Annotated in this window: 12 protein-coding genes and 2 pseudogenes; 7 read left to right on the forward strand and 7 right to left on the reverse strand. The window is 61.6% G+C overall.

Features of this window, described 5'->3' with window-relative positions; genetic code table 11:
* Positions 1–36 precede the first annotated feature (36 nt).
* Together VQ044_RS06900 and gltB are read right to left on the reverse strand one after the other, a co-directional pair.
* Entirely contained in the window at positions 37–1,491 is a 1,455-nt protein-coding gene (locus VQ044_RS06900; RefSeq protein ID WP_327623383.1) for a glutamate synthase subunit beta, read from the reverse strand.
* Between the two features lie 259 nt (positions 1,492–1,750).
* Positions 1,751–6,373 (reverse strand): annotated as a pseudogene (gltB, locus tag VQ044_RS06905) (glutamate synthase large subunit); the annotation flags it as partial.
* 535 nt (positions 6,374–6,908) lie between these two features.
* Between gltB and VQ044_RS06910 the strand changes: the two are divergent.
* On the forward strand, positions 6,909–7,754 hold the full coding sequence (locus tag VQ044_RS06910; protein WP_327648859.1) for a PAS domain-containing protein: 846 nt from the start codon (positions 6,909–6,911) through the stop codon (positions 7,752–7,754).
* Here the strand turns inward: VQ044_RS06910 and VQ044_RS06915 are convergent.
* Entirely contained in the window at positions 7,746–8,573 is an 828-nt protein-coding gene (locus tag VQ044_RS06915; protein WP_327648861.1) for a hypothetical protein, read from the reverse strand. The two genes, VQ044_RS06910 and VQ044_RS06915, sit on opposite strands and share 9 nt — an antisense overlap.
* A gap of 282 nt (positions 8,574–8,855) precedes the next feature.
* Here VQ044_RS06915 and VQ044_RS06920 point away from each other — a divergent pair, with 282 nt between their 5' ends.
* A complete protein-coding gene (locus VQ044_RS06920; protein WP_331827656.1) occupies positions 8,856–9,284 on the forward strand; it encodes a DUF262 domain-containing protein in 429 nt (142 codons plus the stop codon).
* A gap of 72 nt (positions 9,285–9,356) precedes the next feature.
* Here the strand turns inward: VQ044_RS06920 and VQ044_RS06925 are convergent.
* Positions 9,357–9,503, reverse strand: a pseudogene (locus VQ044_RS06925) (transposase); the annotation flags it as partial.
* 17 nt (positions 9,504–9,520) lie between these two features.
* Here VQ044_RS06925 and VQ044_RS06930 point away from each other — a divergent pair.
* A complete protein-coding gene (locus VQ044_RS06930) occupies positions 9,521–10,891 on the forward strand; it encodes a DUF262 domain-containing protein (protein WP_327646578.1) in 1,371 nt (456 codons plus the stop codon).
* Here the strand turns inward: VQ044_RS06930 and VQ044_RS06935 are convergent.
* Positions 10,881–11,282 (reverse strand): hypothetical protein, encoded by a 402-nt coding sequence (locus VQ044_RS06935; protein WP_327646580.1) that lies wholly within the window; start codon positions 11,280–11,282, stop codon positions 10,881–10,883. The genes VQ044_RS06930 and VQ044_RS06935 overlap by 11 nt on opposite strands.
* A gap of 64 nt (positions 11,283–11,346) precedes the next feature.
* Here VQ044_RS06935 and VQ044_RS06940 point away from each other — a divergent pair, with 64 nt between their 5' ends.
* Positions 11,347–11,928, forward strand: coding sequence for a sensor histidine kinase (locus VQ044_RS06940; RefSeq protein WP_327646581.1), 582 nt, complete (start codon positions 11,347–11,349; stop codon positions 11,926–11,928).
* On the opposite strand, the gene VQ044_RS06945 is transcribed toward VQ044_RS06940, so the two are convergent.
* Positions 11,923–13,011 (reverse strand): lysylphosphatidylglycerol synthase transmembrane domain-containing protein, encoded by a 1,089-nt coding sequence (locus VQ044_RS06945; RefSeq protein ID WP_327623385.1) that lies wholly within the window; start codon positions 13,009–13,011, stop codon positions 11,923–11,925. The two genes, VQ044_RS06940 and VQ044_RS06945, sit on opposite strands and share 6 nt — an antisense overlap.
* Positions 13,012–13,211: 200 nt before the next feature.
* On the opposite strand from VQ044_RS06945, the gene VQ044_RS06950 reads away from it, so the two are divergent.
* Together VQ044_RS06950 and VQ044_RS06955 are read left to right on the forward strand one after the other, a co-directional pair.
* The gene (locus VQ044_RS06950; protein WP_327623386.1) at positions 13,212–14,261 is read left to right on the forward strand and encodes a threonine aldolase family protein; all 1,050 of its coding nucleotides are present in this window, start codon (positions 13,212–13,214) and stop codon (positions 14,259–14,261) included.
* A gap of 278 nt (positions 14,262–14,539) precedes the next feature.
* Complete coding sequence (locus VQ044_RS06955) at positions 14,540–14,764, forward strand: ribosome modulation factor (protein ID WP_327623387.1); 225 nt, start codon at positions 14,540–14,542, stop codon at positions 14,762–14,764.
* Positions 14,765–14,824: 60 nt separating this feature from the next.
* Here VQ044_RS06955 and VQ044_RS06960 read toward each other — a convergent pair whose 3' ends face one another.
* On the reverse strand, positions 14,825–15,292 hold the full coding sequence (locus VQ044_RS06960) for an Hsp20 family protein (protein ID WP_327646583.1): 468 nt from the start codon (positions 15,290–15,292) through the stop codon (positions 14,825–14,827).
* A gap of 588 nt (positions 15,293–15,880) precedes the next feature.
* Between VQ044_RS06960 and VQ044_RS06965 the strand changes: the two genes are divergently transcribed.
* A complete protein-coding gene (locus VQ044_RS06965) occupies positions 15,881–16,852 on the forward strand; it encodes an alpha/beta hydrolase (protein ID WP_327646584.1) in 972 nt (323 codons plus the stop codon).
* Positions 16,853–16,865: the final 13 nt, after the last annotated feature.

Consider the following 16,865-nt stretch of genomic DNA (forward strand, 5'->3'; position numbering starts at 1 on the left):
CGATAGATCACAGGGTATCGAGGCCATTTTTCGCCGTCACCGCGGCAGGGTTGTCTCGCCCATCAGGTCGAGATCGATCGCCCGCGCCGCCTGCCGGCCCTCCCGGATCGCCCAGACGACCAGGGACTGGCCCCGCCGCGTATCGCCAGCAGCGTAGAGCTTGTCCACCGACGTCAGATAGCGGTCGTCGTCGGCCGCGATCGAGACGTTGCCGCGCCGGTCGGTGCGGGTCGCCAGGGCATCGCCCGCGTCGCGCATGAAGCTGTCCATGAACGGACCGGCGAAGCCGATGGCGATGAAGGCGAGATCCGCCTTGATGACGAACTCGGTTCCGGGCAGCGGCTTGCGTTGCTCGTCGACTTCCGCGCACTCGACTCCGGTCAGAATGCCGTCCTCGCCGACAAATGCGAGCGTCGCGATCTGGAATTCTCGGATCGCGCCTTCCGCCTGGCTCGACGAAGTCCGCATCTTGGTTGCCCAATAGGGCCAGACTTCGAGCTTATTCTCGGTCTTCGGCGGCTGCGGGCGAATGTCGAGCTGCGTCACCTTGACCGCGCCCTGGCGGAAGGCCGTGCCGACGCAATCCGATGCCGTGTCGCCGCCGCCGACCACGACGACATGCTTGCCACCGGCCCAGATCTCCTCGCTGGGCCAGCCGACGCTGGCGATATTCTCATTGGCGACCCGGCGATTCTGCTGCACGAGATAGGGCATCGCATCGTAGATACCGGTCAGCCCCTCGTCGGGAATCCCGGCGTCGCGCGGGCGCTCGGCGCCGCCGCAGAACAACACCGCGTCGTATTCGGCGGTCAGTTCCTCGACCCGCTTGTCCTTGCCGACATTGACGCCGCAGAAGAAGGTGACCCCCTCGCCTTCCATCTGCGCGACGCGCCGGTCGATCCAGTGCTTCTCCATCTTGAAGTCCGGAATGCCGTAGCGCATCAGGCCGCCGGGACGCGATTCCCGCTCGAATACATGCACGTCATGGCCAGCGCGGCCAAGCTGCTGCGCAGCGGCAAGACCCGCCGGCCCGGAGCCGATGATCGCGACTCGCTTGCCTGTCTTGGTCTTGGCCGGTTGCGGCTTGATCAGCCCAAGCTTGTGCGCCTTGTCGGCCAGTGCCTGTTCGACCGTCTTAATCGCCACCGGCACGTCTTCGAGGTTCAGCGTACAGGCTTCCTCGCAAGGCGCCGGGCAGATACGGCCGGTGAACTCGGGAAAATTGTTGGTCGAATGCAGGTTGCGGATCGCCGTCTCCCAGTCGCCCTGGTAGACGAGATCGTTCCAGTCCGGGATCTGGTTGTGGATCGGACAGCCCGTCGGCCCGTGGCAATAGGGAATGCCGCAGTCCATGCAGCGCGCCGCCTGCTTGCCGACTTCCTCGTCCGACATCGGCAGTGTGAACTCGCGGAAATGGCGAATGCGATCGGATGCCGGCTGATACTTGTGCGTCTGCCGATCGATCTCGAGAAATCCGGTTACCTTGCCCATGCCGTCACTCCATTCTTCCAGCTCATCTCAAGCCGGGAGCACTTCCTGGAACGAAGCCCGAGGAGCGCGCTGTCGCCCCACTCCGGACCCGGTTCAATCTGAATACAGGCGCCGCCGAGCCGGAGCCACTTTGCCTGCGCTGATGCCGCATTTCCCGTGGAAAGTCGACCATCCGGGGGGCTGCCGACGGTGCCGTGCGGCTCTGGCACACGCGACAACACCGGTTCGTCGGCTGGATGGAAAGACGCTGAGAAAGTCGCTACTCCGCCGCCACGCCCATGCGCATGCGCTCCATCTCCTGCAGCGCCCGGCGGTACTCGACCGGCATCACCTTGACGAATTTCGGCCGGTGAACCTCCCAGTTCTCCAGCATTTCCGCCGCCCGGCCCGAGCCGGTGTAATGGAGATGATTGGAGATCAGCTGGAACAGCCGCTCGTCGTCATGGCCGGTCATGTCCGAGGAAACGTCGACACGGCCCTTATAGGCGAGATCGCCGCCATGGTGGTGCAGCTTCTCCAGGAGATCGTCCTCCTCGGGCACCGGCTCCAGATCGACCATCGCCATGTTGCAGCGCTCGGCGAAGTCACCGACCGCGTCGTAGACATAGGCAACGCCGCCCGACATGCCGGCCGCGAAGTTGCGGCCTGTCTCGCCCAGGATCACCACGAGGCCACCGGTCATGTATTCGCAGCCATGATCGCCGACACCCTCGACAACCGCGATCGCGCCGGAATTGCGAACCGCGAAGCGCTCGCCGGCGACGCCCCTGAAATAGCATTCGCCCGAGATCGCGCCATAGAGCACGGTATTGCCAACGATGATCGACTCCTCCGGCACGACGCGGGAGTTGGCGCGCGGCTTGACGACGATGCGGCCGCCCGAGAGCCCCTTGCCGACATAGTCGTTGCCGTCGCCGGTCAACTCGAAGGTTATACCGCGCGCGAGAAACGCGCCGAAGCTCTGTCCGGCGGTGCCGCTGAGCTTCACCGTGATCGTATCGTCGCGCAGCCCCTTCAGGCCGTAGCGCCTGGCGACTTCGCCCGACAGCATCGCCCCGGTCGAGCGATCGACATTGGTGATCGGCGTTTCGATCACCACAATCTGCCGCGCCGTCAGGGCCGGTTCGGCCTCGGCGATCAGTTTACGGTCGAGAATATCGATGATCGGGTGCTCCTGACGCTTGGTCCAGCGCAGTTCCTCGGCCGGCGCGTCCGGCTTGAAGAACACCTTGGAGAAGTCGAGCCCCTTGGCCTTCCAGTGGTCGATCATCTCCTTGCGGTCGAGCAATTGCGACTCACCGATCAGTTCGGACAGATGGCGCACGCCCATCTCCGCCATGATCATGCGAACCTCTTCCGCCACGTAGAAGAAGAAGTTGATCACATGCTCGGGCGTGCCCTTGAAGCGCTTGCGCAGGACCGGATCCTGCGTCGCGACGCCGACCGGGCAGGTGTTGAGGTGGCACTTGCGCATCATGATGCAGCCGGCAGCGATCAGCGGCGCCGTCGAGAAGCCGAACTCGTCGGCGCCGAGCAGCGCCCCGACGATGACGTCGCGACCGGTCCTGAGACCCCCGTCGACCTGCAGGCAGATGCGCGAGCGCAGGCCGTTCAACACCAGCGTCTGCTGGGTCTCGGCAAGGCCCATTTCCCAGGGGCTGCCGGCGTGCTTGATCGAGGTCAGCGGTGAGGCGCCAGTACCGCCGTCGTAGCCGGCGACGATGATATGGTCGGCGCGCGCCTTGGCGACGCCCGCCGCGACCGTGCCGACGCCGACCTCGGAAACCAGCTTCACCGAAATATCGGCCGCCGAATTGACGTTCTTCAGATCGTAGATCAGCTGCGCCAGATCCTCGATCGAATAGATGTCGTGGTGCGGGGGCGGCGAGATCAGGCCGACGCCGGGCGTCGAGTGCCGGGTCTTGGCGATGGTCGCGTCGACCTTGTGGCCGGGCAGCTGCCCGCCCTCGCCGGGCTTGGCCCCTTGCGCGACCTTGATCTGCAGCATGTCGGCGTTGACCAGATATTCCGTCGTCACGCCGAACCGGCCCGATGCGATCTGCTTGATCGCCGAGCGCTCCGGATTCGCCGAGCCATCGCGCAGCGGCGTGAACCGGTCGGATTCCTCGCCGCCCTCGCCGGTGTTCGACTTGCCGCCGATGCGGTTCATCGCCCGGGCCAGCGTGGTGTGTGCCTCGCGCGAGATCGAGCCGAAGCTCATCGCCCCGGTGCAGAAGCGCTTGACGATGTCCTTGGCCGGTTCCACCTCGTCCAGCGGCACCGGCGCACGCCCCGCCTCCTCGGCGGCCTTGATGCGGAAGAGGCCCCGGATGGTGGAGTTCTGGACAGCGGACTCGTTCACCATCTTGGCGTAGTCCTGGTACTTCTCCCAGGAATCGGTCCGCACCGCGTGCTGCAGCGTCGCCACCGCGTCCGGCGACCAGATGTGGCTCTCGCCGCGCATCCGGTAGACATACTCACCGCCGATCTCGAGCGAGCGGGCCAGCACCGGATCGTCGGAGAAGGCCCGGGCGTGACGCTCGGCGGTCTCGCGCGCCACCTCGTCGAGGCCGACGCCTTCGATGGTCGTCGCCGTACCGGTGAAATACCGCTCGACGAAGTCCGTCTGCAGGCCGACCGCATCGAAGATCTGGGCGCCGCAATAGGACTGGTAGGTCGAGATGCCCATCTTGGACATCACCTTCAAAAGCCCCTTGCCCACCGACTTGATGTAACGAGTGACGACCTCGTTCGGATCGACCTCCGGCGGGAATTCCTGCCGCCGGTGCATTTCGAGCAGCGTGTCGAAGGCGAGATAGGGGTTGATCGCCTCGGCCCCGTAGCCGGCCAGGCACGCGAAATGATGGACCTCGCGCGGCTCACCGGATTCGATCACGAGCCCGGCCGCCGTACGCAAGCCCTTGCGGATCAGGTGGTGATGGACCGCCGCGCAGGCGAGCAGCGCCGGGATCGGAATCCGGTCCGGGCCGACCTGGCGGTCCGACAGGATGATGATGTTGTAACCGCCGACGACCGCCGCCTCGGCACGTTCGCACAGCCGATCAAGCGCCCCCGCCATGCCCGCCGCGCCGCTTTCTGCCGCATAGGTCATGTCGAGCGTCTTGGTGTCGAAGCGATCCTCGGTGTGGCCAATATTGCGGATTTTCTCGAGGTCGCCATTTGTCAGGATCGGCTGGCGAACCTCCAGCCGCTTGCGGCGCGAGGAGCCTTCCAGATCGAAGATGTTCGGCCGCGGCCCGATGAACGAGACCAGGCTCATCACCAATTCCTCGCGGATCGGGTCGATCGGCGGATTGGTGACCTGGGCGAAGTTCTGCTTGAAATAGGTGTAGAGCAGCTTCGAGCTGGACGACATCGCCGAGATCGGTGTGTCGGTGCCCATCGAGCCGATCGCTTCCTGGCCGGTGGTGGCCATCGGCGCCATCAGCGTTCGGGTCTCCTCGATCGTGTAGCCGAAGGCCTGCTCGCGATCGAGCAGCGAGACGTCGGAGCGCGACGCCCGCGGCGCCACCGGCTTCAAATCTTCCAGGATGATCTGGGTGTTCTTCAGCCAGTCACGATAGGGGTGCGCGCCAGCCATCTCGCGCTTGATCTCGTCGTCGGAGACGATCCTGCCCTTTTCGAGGTCGATCAACAGCATCCGGCCCGGCTGCAGCCGCCACTTGGTAATGATCCGCTCTTCAGGGATTTCCAGCGTTCCGGCTTCCGAGGCCATGATGACGAGATCGTCGTCGGTGACGACGTAACGCGCCGGGCGCAAGCCGTTGCGGTCGAGCGTCGCGCCGATCTGCCTTCCGTCGGTGAAGGCCACGGCCGCCGGACCGTCCCAAGGCTCCATCAGCGCCGCGTGATATTCGTAGAAGGCCTGCGTATCCTTCGCCATCTGCTTGTTGCCGGCCCAGGCTTCCGGGATCAGCATCATCATGGCGTGGGCGAGCGGATAGCCGCCCTCGGTCAGGAACTCCAGCGCGTTGTCGAAGCAGGCTGTATCCGACTGACCCTCGTAGGAGATCGGCCAGAGCTTGGAGATATCGTTGCCGAACAACTCCGAATCGACGGAAGCCTGACGCGCCGCCATCCAGTTGACGTTGCCACGCAGAGTGTTGATCTCGCCATTATGGGCGACCATCCGATAGGGATGCGCGAGCTTCCAGGACGGGAACGTGTTGGTTGAGAACCGCTGGTGGACGAGGGCGAGCGCGCTGGTGAAGCGCGGGTCCGTCAGGTCGGCGTAATACGGGCCGAGCTGATAGGCCAGGAACATTCCCTTGTAGACGATCGTCCGCGAGGAGAGCGACACGACGTAAAAGCCGATGTCCTCGCCCTTGGCCTCCGAATAGACGCGGTTCGAGACGACCTTGCGCAGGATGAAGAGCCGACGCTCGAAATCGTCGGCAGTCACCGATGGGCTCCGCGCGATAAAGATTTGCCGATGCACGGGCTCCGTCGCGACGATCTCGGGCGCCTGGGAAAGCTGATCGTTCGACACCGGCACGTCGCGCCAGCCGAGCACCGTCTGGCCTTCCTCGCGCGCCACGTCCTCGAACACCGTCTCGATGTGCCGCCGCTGTTCGGCGTCCCTCGGCATGAAGACATGACCAACGCCGTATTCACCGGGCTCCGGCAGATCGACGCTCTGAGCCGCCATCTCCTCCTTGAAGAAATCATGCGGAATCTGGACGAGCATTCCCGCCCCGTCGCCCATCAGCGGGTCTGCCCCGACCGCGCCGCGGTGGGTCAGGTTCTGGAGGATCTGCAAGCCCTTCTCGATGATCGAGTGGGACTTTTCGTTCTTCATATGGGCGATGAATCCGACGCCGCAGGCATCGTGTTCGTTGCGCGGGTCGTAGAGCCCCGTCCGTCCGGGCGCCGTGCGCGGTTTGATCGCGGCGGCGACGTCGGTGGTCGAGACCGCTGTCTCGAAGGTTTCGGCGTTGGACAGATTCGTCATCGCGTCGTCTCCCGTCGTCGCGGCGCCGGCGTTCAGCCGCGCCCGTGTCTTCGTCCGGCCATTTGCGGCCGCACTTTTGGGCCCGGTTCGACGTGGCCCTCGGGGTATGTCCCCGCGTCCGGCCGCCGCCCGAGCATTCAATTTCAGCCGGCTTGTCGCACGACCTCTGGCGTCAGGATAGAACCCGGCCGCGTCTTTTAGGCGCGAAGCGCGCGCCCGCACGGCCCATTTGCATCATATTATGACAGCAGTGCTGTCCTATCGGCGGCAATATGGCAGAACGATCGCGGATCGGCAAGAGCCTGTCCAGGTTCCGGGTCAACGGGCCCGGCAAACCGAGGGACATTCGACGTTCAGCCTGCTAACGGTGAATGGAGCTGGCGCGGCCAAGCCTGGACAAGCGCAGACGCGGCAAATGGGAAAGCAGGATTTGCAGGATCTCAATATGGAAGCCATTTCCGCCACCGACATCGTCGATACGATCACCAACGGCCTGCTGGTCCTGGACACCTCCCTGACAATCGCCTCCGCCAATCGAAACTTCTATTCGACATTCCATACGACGCCCGAGCGGACAATCGGACAGCGGCTTTTCGATCTGGGAAACGGGCAGTGGGACATTCCTGAACTACGGCATCTTCTGGAGCGGCTGATCCCCGAGAACCAAGTCGTCGAAGGCTACGAGATCGCGCATGAATTTCCCGATATTGGCCTGAAGAGCATGCGGCTGAACGCCCGCAAGGTCTATCGACCCGGTAACGATGTCGAGTTCTTTCTGCTGGTCATCGAGGATGTCACCGAGCTGCGCGCGCAGCAACGGGAGGCGGAGCGGAATTTCCGACTGGCCCAGAACATCGTCGACACGATCCGCGACCCTCTGGTGATCTTGGAGTCCGACATGACGGTCGTGACGGCAAGTCGCGCGTTCCTGCGACTGTTCGATGCCTCGGCGGATCGGGTCGTCGGGCGTTCGCTACGAAGTCTGGGGCAAGGGCAATGGGATGTGACCGCTTTGACGCGGTTGCTTGATCGCGTGGTGCCGGACGACAAACCCGTCGACGGCTTCCTGCTTGAGGACGAATTTCCCGGCCTTGGCCGACGAATTTTCAAGATCGACGCACGGAAGATCTTTCGCCCCGGCAACCATGTCACGCGACTGCTGGTGATCTTCGAGGATGCGACCGACGCGACACTTCTCGACCGCCACCGCGACATGCTCGCCGGCGAGCTAGCCTATCGCATCAAGAACAACCTTCAAGTCATCTCGTCTTTCGGTAGTGTCCTAATTTGAAGTCGTCGTCTCGACCAGTTCTTGCAAGCTCCAAAGGCGAGCGCTGACGCCCGCCGCCATTGCTGGCGTGGTGCGCAAAGTCCGATGAAGGCGCACAAGGTTATAATGCGCGAAGTGCAGCGCGACCGCTGCTCGATGGTTTTCGACCTTCTTTGAGAAGCCGTTTGTGAGCCTTGTGAACCGACGCATGGACATACGCATGGTCAGGTTCTGGCGCTCGATGAGGCTGGTCGAAATGTGACGCGGGTCCGGTGAACCTGCAATCGCAGTACGTTCGGCGCGCACAACCTTGGGAGGGCTGTAACGACCGGGGCCGATAGGCTCAGCTTCGTAAAATTTAACCGCCTGCCCGTAATCCACATCGGCACCGAATGCCTGTTCGACAGCGTCCACATATGAACTTAGAGCATCGGAAGACAACTGGACGCGATTGGCCAGCCGCTCCGAAAGGTCGGTCATGAAGGCGACAGCGTTCGGCTTGGTGCGCTTCCCGACACGGAATGCCGGAACCAACTTTGTGTCAGGATCGATTGCCACAAAGGTCCATTGGTCGCCAACGCGCAATCGGTCATCCGTCTTCGTGACTTCACGTTGCTTCTTGCCGACATACGCCCAAATTTCGTCAACCTGAATACGCTTGCAAGGTAGCTCTCGCATCTTTTCGTCAAGCAGGTTAGCGCACCCGTTTCCAACCTGAACCATGAGGCGCATGACGGTGTCGCGGTGCGTATCAGTCATGCGCTCGACAGAACGGATCGAGTTTCCCTCAACAAGAGCGCCGATAATCTGAGTTTGGCGGGCGAGTGACAGGCGGTTCACGGGCAAAGCCCCCAATGTGATTACGTTGTCACTACATTTAACGGTTCCGGCTTGCTTTGTCAACACAATGTGATTACATAGTAGTCATTGGAGGCTGAGCGATGAAAACGGACCTAATGCAATTGCGACTTCTGCCGGAGGAAAAGGATGCTTTTCAAGAGGCCGCCACCATGGCCGGGCTGCCCTTGTCAGCATGGGTAAGAGAACGCCTGAGGTGGGCTGCTACCAGGGAACTCGAAGCTGCGGACCGCAAGGTTCCCTTCTTATCAATGCGGAGAGAGCATGTCGGGTAGCAACTTCACATTTCAGCCGATCACGATAGGCCAGTTGCTCAAACGTGGTCGATTGCGAGTTCCTGCAAATCAACGATCCTATGCATGGCGAGAGAAGCAGGTCCGGTATTTGCTAACCGACCTACATGACGCAATCTTCGACGAAGATGGCGATGACTATTTCCTTGGAACCATTGTCATTGTGGAGGGTGCTGGATTGCCATCAATCGTTGACGGGCAGCAGCGCCTCGCAACAACTTCAGTCCTTCTGGCGCGAATCCGTGATATTTTGGTAGAACTCGGTCGAGACAAAAGCGCTTTATCCATCGAGCGAGATTATCTTGAAACAATAGACATTAGTTCAGAGGAATCTTCCGTGCCTATCCGCTTAACGCCCATACCCACAACATGTAGGGTGCTGCCACTCTCCCGAATATAACCCCGCTGCGGTCGGCGCAGTCGTGCTTCCGGCCATTCCGAGGAGCGAGCGGAAGGCATTGAACGGATAGAAACGGCGATTGAAGCGGAAAGGGTCGCCGACAACGCCGCAGTGCGGACAAGCGAAACCGTCAGGCCATCGAGATTTTTCCAGGTAGGCCGCGCAGGCTGCATCGTCAGGAAAGAGCCGTTGGAAACTCGGAAGAGATTCCGGTANAATCTTCGTCCAGAATTCAGATGAACGAGGAGAATAATTCTGTATATAACCAATATATTCTTCCGCGAGGATTTTTAGATTACTCTGCCAATATGAAAAATGACGGATTGCGCCCTACCAACAGGCGTTTGATAGGGGCTTTTAAGCAAATAGATACGTACCTGCGTAGTGGGCTAGCCCAGAACGCACCGGAGCGACAGGTCGAAACCCTTATACGTTGGCAGAAGTTCATAGACACAAAGGCACGAATTCTAGCCGTCTTTGTTTCTGACGAATTCAGTGCCTACAGGATGTTTGAAACGCTGAACGACAGAGGCTTGCGGGCCTCACAGGTAGATATATTGAAGAACTACCTTTTCAGCCGCTGCGACACTCGACTGGACGAGGCGAAGGCGTTTTGGCGGCAAATCGATACGATCATTGAACCTTTGGGCGGACGGAGAGAGCCGGATGAGGATGATGACCAGGACGAATCCAAATCAGGCGATCCCCTCATCCATTTCTTCCGTCATTTATGGGTGACGCTGCACGGTGCGACGAAGTCCAAGAATCTCGCTGAAAAAATTCGCCTGGAGCTAACGAACGAAAGCCGCGTGATGAAGTTCCTCGCCGAAGCAGCAGATGCGGCTCGCAGTTATGTAGCCAGCTTTAGGGGTGATGACCCAAAATGGAAGGGCTACCCGCCAACCGCGAAGCAGGATATTGAAACCCTAAACGAACATCTGCGAATAAACCAAATTCGGCCGCTGCTGTTTGCTATCGCCCACTACCTCGAGCCGAAGGAAGCAGCCAAAGCTCTGAGGCTTTGTGTTAGCTGGTCGGTTCGATTCTTGATTGTTGGCGGGCGTGGCGGAATGCTGGATGTTCAATACTCGCGCCGCGCGGAGGAAATTGGCACTGGCAGCGTCTCCAAAGCGAGGGAACTGCGGGAAAACATGAGCTCATATGTTCCCTCGAACGAAGAGTTTGAGCAGAATTTTGCTGTTGCTAGGGTTTCTCGCGGTTGGTTGGCGCGGTACCTGATTAGAGCGATCCAGAAGCACGTCAGCGAACTCCCCTATCCTGAATACGTCGCGAATGATGAAGTGTCGCAAGTGAACCTAGAGCACTTTATGCCAAAAAACCTTTCGTCAGAATGGAATGTTGATCAAGACGTTGCTGAGGCTTCCATTAATCTGCTCGGCAACCAGTTCCTACTTCCAGCTGATAAAAACAAGGATCTAGGAAACGCCGGGTTTGAGCGTAAAAAGGCCATTCTTGCCAAATCTGCATTTTCCACGACAAACATGATCTGTGATTACACCAGCTGGGGGCGAGAAGATATTCTGCATAGGCAGAAACACCTTGCATCCCATGCTGTCGCCACATGGCCGGTGACGTTCAATGATTGAGCGAACCGACACCAGGCAACTGGCGGGTGCTATTGAACGTCAGCACGGCGGCAGGGCGACGCACATGCAATCTGTCCCCATTGACGAGCGACACAACGGTAAGCCGGTTTGGCAAGGCGTGGTTCATGTCTTTGACTTGGCCTGCCACCCGAAGGCTACGCGCGCATTCGCCTGGTCGTCCCCCATTGAAGGAAGCACCAAGCGGCGCTTCTTTGCCGTGCTCCAGATGGGCGCGATCAAGACGCCAGTTGATGCTGTAAGGGCGGCTATCGTGGCGGAACATAGGAGCCGGGCATGAACTAAAAATGGACCAAGGCGGCGTCCGAATTTGAGCCGGAACTGCGCAAGCTTCTGATCGAGTTGAAGCAAGATTACGAAACTGCTTCAGCAATCCATGTCCCCTCCTGGAAGGGCGGCCCCAATCCGGGCATCCTTTCGGAATTAATCCGCATGGGTTGGAGAAAGACGACGACTTCAAATTAGGACACTACCCGTCTTTCGTGGCCTTCGAGCTACGGCGAGCAGCCGAGCCCTGCCGGGAAGGCTATCGCGCGATGCAGACCCGCATCAGTGCTGTGGCCGAACTCTATGACGTGATCGCCCATTCGAGCGCCTTCGGCCCGGTATCGATGCCGGACTACCTGGGCGGTATCGCCACGAGTATTCGAACGAGCCTGCTCGCCGAGGGTTCTGAAATTCAAATCCGGATCGATGCCGAGCCGCTCTCCATCCAGTCCGATCATGCCGTGCCGCTGGGCCTGATCGTCAACGAGCTGTCGACCAATGCGATCAAACACGCCTTTCCAGCCGGGAAAGGCGAGTTGACGATGGAGTTCCGGCTGCGGGACGGCGAAGCGGTCATGACCGTTCACGATAACGGTGTCGGCATAACCCCAGCGGGTGAAAGTTCCGGGCTCGGCTCGCGCTTTGTCGAAGCGTTCGTCAAGCAGATCGGCGGCACCATGGCTGTGGGCTCCGGCTCGAACGGAACGACTGTGACCGTGCGCCTGCCAAAGTCCATCCTGGCCGATTCATAGAACCGGCCGAAGCTTATCGTTGTCGACAACGGGAGCGCATGAGACGATCTCCTCGACCTTCGACTCAGCCTCTCGCGCCTGCCGAATATCGATTCCGCTCCGCCACAGAAACCACAGGCCGATCACGACCATCAACGCGATGGTGAGAACGTGGTTGAACAGGATCATCGCCAGCGCCTGCTCGTCGGGTACCCCGAGCAGCTTCAACGCGAAGCCGGAGCCGATGACGAAACCGCCGGGGACGCGGACGAACCGGGCCAGCACCAGAGCAAAACCCGCGAAAATCATCAGGAAAAGATAGTCGAGCGGAGCCAGCACGATACCGACCGCCAGACCGGCCCAGAGGAAATGCGTTGCCGCGATGAACTTCATCACCACGCTGGCCAACACCGCCCCGATCTGGCGGTTGCGATCACGCGGCCAGACGATGCCGTCGCGAATCGCCTGCCTCAGCCCGTCAAGCCGCCCCCGCCCCCTCGCGGCCAGCCAGTCGACGCAGCGGCTGACCCGGGCGTTCTCTCGCCCCAGCGGCGAGCGCCCGATGAAAAGCAGGTACAACAGCCCGGAAAACAACAGGAGGTTCAAGCCGCCCGCGACCGCCAGCCCCGTCCTCACATCGCCGTCGACATCCGGAATTCGGACGGCCAGCGCCACGAAAGCGGCGAGCAACGCGAAGACGATTCCGTCCAGAAACCGCTCGATCGCCGATGTCATGAGCACGCTGGCCATCCGCAGCCCCTCCAGCCGCGCGATCAGCCATGAGCGCACAAGCGGGCTGATGCCGAGCGGAACGACAATCGCGACCCCGTAGCCCGCCATGATCGCCCCGAACAGCCTGACGCTCGAGATCGGCTTCAGATCGAACAGGATCTGGCGCCATTTCCAGCCGCGGGTCAGTTGCTCGAGCAGGATCGTTGCCACCAGCATGACCAGCCAGCCCATGTGGGCGGTCGCGATCGCCGACAGAAATCGGCCGACGTCGAGGCCCCGGTAAAGCCAGAACAGGGTTGCCAGCGCGACGGCGGCCCCGATTGCCGGAAGCACCCACCGGAAAAATATGCCCGGGCCATTGTCGGTCGTCATGGATTTCGCGATCGCCATTCGGTGCTGCTAGCATTCCGATGTGAACTTCGACACGACAAATTCGACTTCGCGGATATCGGACACGCGAAGGTGAGCGGATGTCATCGCCACCGGCAAGCCAGGGGAAGCGGTCGCCGCCCTCTCCAGCTTCGTCATGACCCTGCCTTGCCCTCGGCGACGCGGCGCGATACGGCACCGCCATGATTTTCGCTTCCGACAACTGGTCCGGCGCCCATCCGGCGATCAACGCGGCTCTTTCCACCCATGGCGACGGCATGGCCGCCGCCTATGGCGCCAGTGACCTCGACAAGACCGTCGAGCGCCGCTTCGACGAGATTTTCGAACGCGAGGTGGCGGTGTTTTTCGTCGGCACCGGCACGGCCGCCAACTCATTGGCATTCGCCGCCGTGAACCGGCCGGGCGGCGTCGTGCTCTGCCACCGCGAGGCCCATGTCATCGAGGACGAGTGCGGCGCGCCGGAATTCTTCACCCATGGCGCCCGCCTGGCACCGATCGACGGGGCCGACGGCAAGATCGATCCGCTCAACCTCCAGCGCGAGATTGCCCGCTTCAAGCCGGATTTCGTCCATGCGGGTCAGCCGATGGCCGTGACGATCAGCCAGCCGGGCGAAGCAGGCACACTCTATTCGGGCGACGAGATCGAGACGATCGCCCGCATCGCCCATGCCCGCGGCCTGACGCTGCACATGGACGGCGCGCGCTTTGCCAACGGCCTCGTCGCCACCGGTCTGACGCCGGCCGAGATGACCTGGAAGCGCGGCGTCGACATCCTGTCCTTCGGCGCCACCAAGAACGGCTGCTGGTGCGCCGAAGCCGTCGTCTTCTTCGATCCGGACAAGGCTCGCCAGTTTCCTTACATCCGCAAGCGCGGCGCCCAGCTATTTTCCAAGACGCGCTTCGTCGCCGCCCAGTTCATGGCCTATCTCGAGGACGATTTGTGGCTCGACCTTGCGGGCCACGCCAATCGCATGGCCGATCGCCTGCGCGCCGGAATCGACGCGAGCCCGCACGCGCGACAGGCGTGGGAGACCCATACCAACGAGAGCTTCGCCATTCTCGATTCGGGTCTCGCCGAGACTTTGCGCGGCAAAGGCGCCGTGTTCTACGACTGGAATCCGCCACATGGGGTGCACGACCTCGTCGGCGATGACGAGACCCTGGTTCGCCTGGTGACCAGCTGGTCGACCGCGGAAGCTGAGATCGACCGCTTCTGCGATCTGATCGCCTAGTGGTCCGGTTTCGACATTTGCATCCCGCTTGGAGCACCCTGGCAAGCAAATGTCGAAATCAAAGGACCACTAGCAACTTTATGACTCTCGTGGATTTTTCAAATTTGACATTTGATTTCGAGTCCGCCGCACGTGGGTATCAAATGTCAAATTTAATCCACTAGATCACCGGACGCGGAAAACCCGTTCCATTTTTGCTCAACGCGCGCTCGCGTCGGCGGGTTGACGGACCGGTGCGAGAGGGTCAGATTCGGTCACCTGCAACGAAGGAGATCGTCATGTCCACAGACGCTACCGAGCAAGGCAGGCTCGCCTTCCGCAACAACTTTCCGATGTCGTCCTGCCAGTATCCCGTCGGCTCGTCCTTGCGGGCAGCCTGGATGAATGGCTGGACCGAGGCGCGCAACGCTGCGCCAGAGAGTTCGGTCGGCCATCCCAGCATGATGAAGGACGCGCGGACCGCCGTGAATCTCGGCCGGATCGACGCACCACACGAATCCTGAGTTCCCGACAAGAAAACGGCGCCCTTTCGAGCGCCGTTTTCATTTACCAGGAAAGCAGGGTCAGGCGGCATTCGCCTCGAGCTGCTTGGCGTTGCCGTTATCGGCCGTCGCGATCTCGATCTTGCGCGGCTTCATCGCCTCCGGAATGACCCGGACGAGATCGATGTGGAGCAGGCCATTCTTTAGGCTCGCGCCCTTCACCTCGACATATTCGGCGAGCTGGAACCGGCGCTCGAAGGCGCGGCCCGCGATGCCGCGATAAAGGGTCTCGTTTCCGGACCCTTCCTCGGCCTCCGCCTTTTCGCCCTTCACCGTCAGCACGTTCTCGCGCGCTTCGATCGACAGCTCCTCGTCGCCGAAGCCGGCGACGGCGATGGTCACGCGATAGGCGTTCTCGCCGGTGCGTTCGATATTGTAGGGCGGATAGGTCGGGCTGTTGTCCGCGACACTCTGGCTGTCGAGCAGCGAGAAAAGCCGGTCGAAACCGACGGTGGAGCGGTACAGCGGAGCAAAGTCTACGTGACGCATGGTGTTCTCCATTCAGAAGCAACGATGTTTGCGTTTGGCGCGAAGCGTGCATCCCAAATCTGGCGATGCTGCCCGGCCAGCGGCCCCATATCGGCGACCGCACAAATAAAATGGTGAGCCGGATTTTGCGGTTCAAGGGTTTGTGGAGGGCTCGGATTGCGCCGTTCGGCAGAGCCGAAGGGCTTGCATCACGAAATATAACCCTTTGATTCGTCGCAATTTTTCTCCTGAACTGAAAATGAACGTTGCCTTCCGCAACCGTTCAGGTGGCTCTGGGCATAGTGGCGCTCATGGTTCGGTCGATCAGCCCAGCCGGCCCCCGACGGGAACGGGGTGCGGCGCCAAGATCATTGAGCCGGACAGTTTTCCACCGGACTCCGGTGGAACCGAAACGGTCGCAGCGTCCCGTCCCTTCCGCTGTGGCCGCTCCAGCCGGGAGCCTCGAAGGGGGCTCCCGGTTTTTTCATGCTCTCTCGCCGTTCGGTTAAATTTTGACCGGCTCCGCCTGCGACTCTACAAGCCGAATCGTCCATGCTGTTCGGGATGCGCCCGTGGCGGCGCGAAACGTTATTTGTAGGCCGAGTGGCGATGAACGAAGCCTTCGATCCAAGCGAACTGGTCAGCAGCGCTGGCAATCCCGCCCCGCCGGGGATCAGCGCGTCGAGTTTTCGCACTCCGGACGGCAAGCGCCTGCGCTATGCCATTGCGCCCAGTCAGCTGCCACGCACCCGCGGCACGATCATCCTGCTGCAGGGGCGCAACGAGGCGATCGAGAAATATTTCGAGACCATCGGCGACCTGACCGGTCGCGGCTACATGGTCGTGACCTTCGACTGGCGCGGCCAGGGCGGCTCCCAACGCCTGATTCGCAACACCCGGCTCGGCTACGTCCGCAAATTCCGCAATTACGTCAACGACCTGGAAAGCTTCGTCCAGGACGTGGTGCTTCCCGATTGCCGCGGCCCCTACGCGATCCTCGCCCATTCCATGGGCGGCCTGATCGCGCTGCAGGCCTCGCCGCGGCTGATGAACGTCATCGAACGGATGGTCCTCAGCGCGCCGCTGATATCCTTCCCGCCCGGCCGGATCGGCCTGCGTGGACTGAACCGCGTGGCGCGGCTGGCACAACTGGTCGGGCTGGGCCGCCTGCCGACGCATCCCTTCCAGAATCGCAACCACTCACCGAGCCCGGCGACCAGCGTGCTGACCAGCGACCCGCGCCGCCTCGAACGCAATCAGGCCCTCGCCCAGGCCGCCCCCCAGCTGTTTCTGGGCAGTCCTACGATTGCCTGGCTCGCCGCAGTCTCCGGCGCAATGGTGCGACTGACCGATTCCGACTGGATCGCCCGGCTCGCCATCCCGACCCTGATCATCGGCGCCGGCGACGACCGGGTGGTGGCAACCCCCGCGGCCGAGCGGCTGGCCTGGCGCATGCGTTCCGGCTCCAGCCTGACGATTCCCTTCGCCCGCCATGAATTGCTGCAGGAGGCCGACCGATTCCGCGAGCCCTTCCTCGAAGCGTTCGATGCTTTCGTGGGCGGCGCTCTGCCGCTGGATTGATCGGGACCGGCGA

Origin of the sequence: Aurantimonas sp. C2-5-R2, assembly GCF_036549495.1 — a bacterium.
Taxonomy (GTDB): Bacteria; Pseudomonadota; Alphaproteobacteria; order Rhizobiales; family Rhizobiaceae; genus Aurantimonas; species Aurantimonas coralicida_A.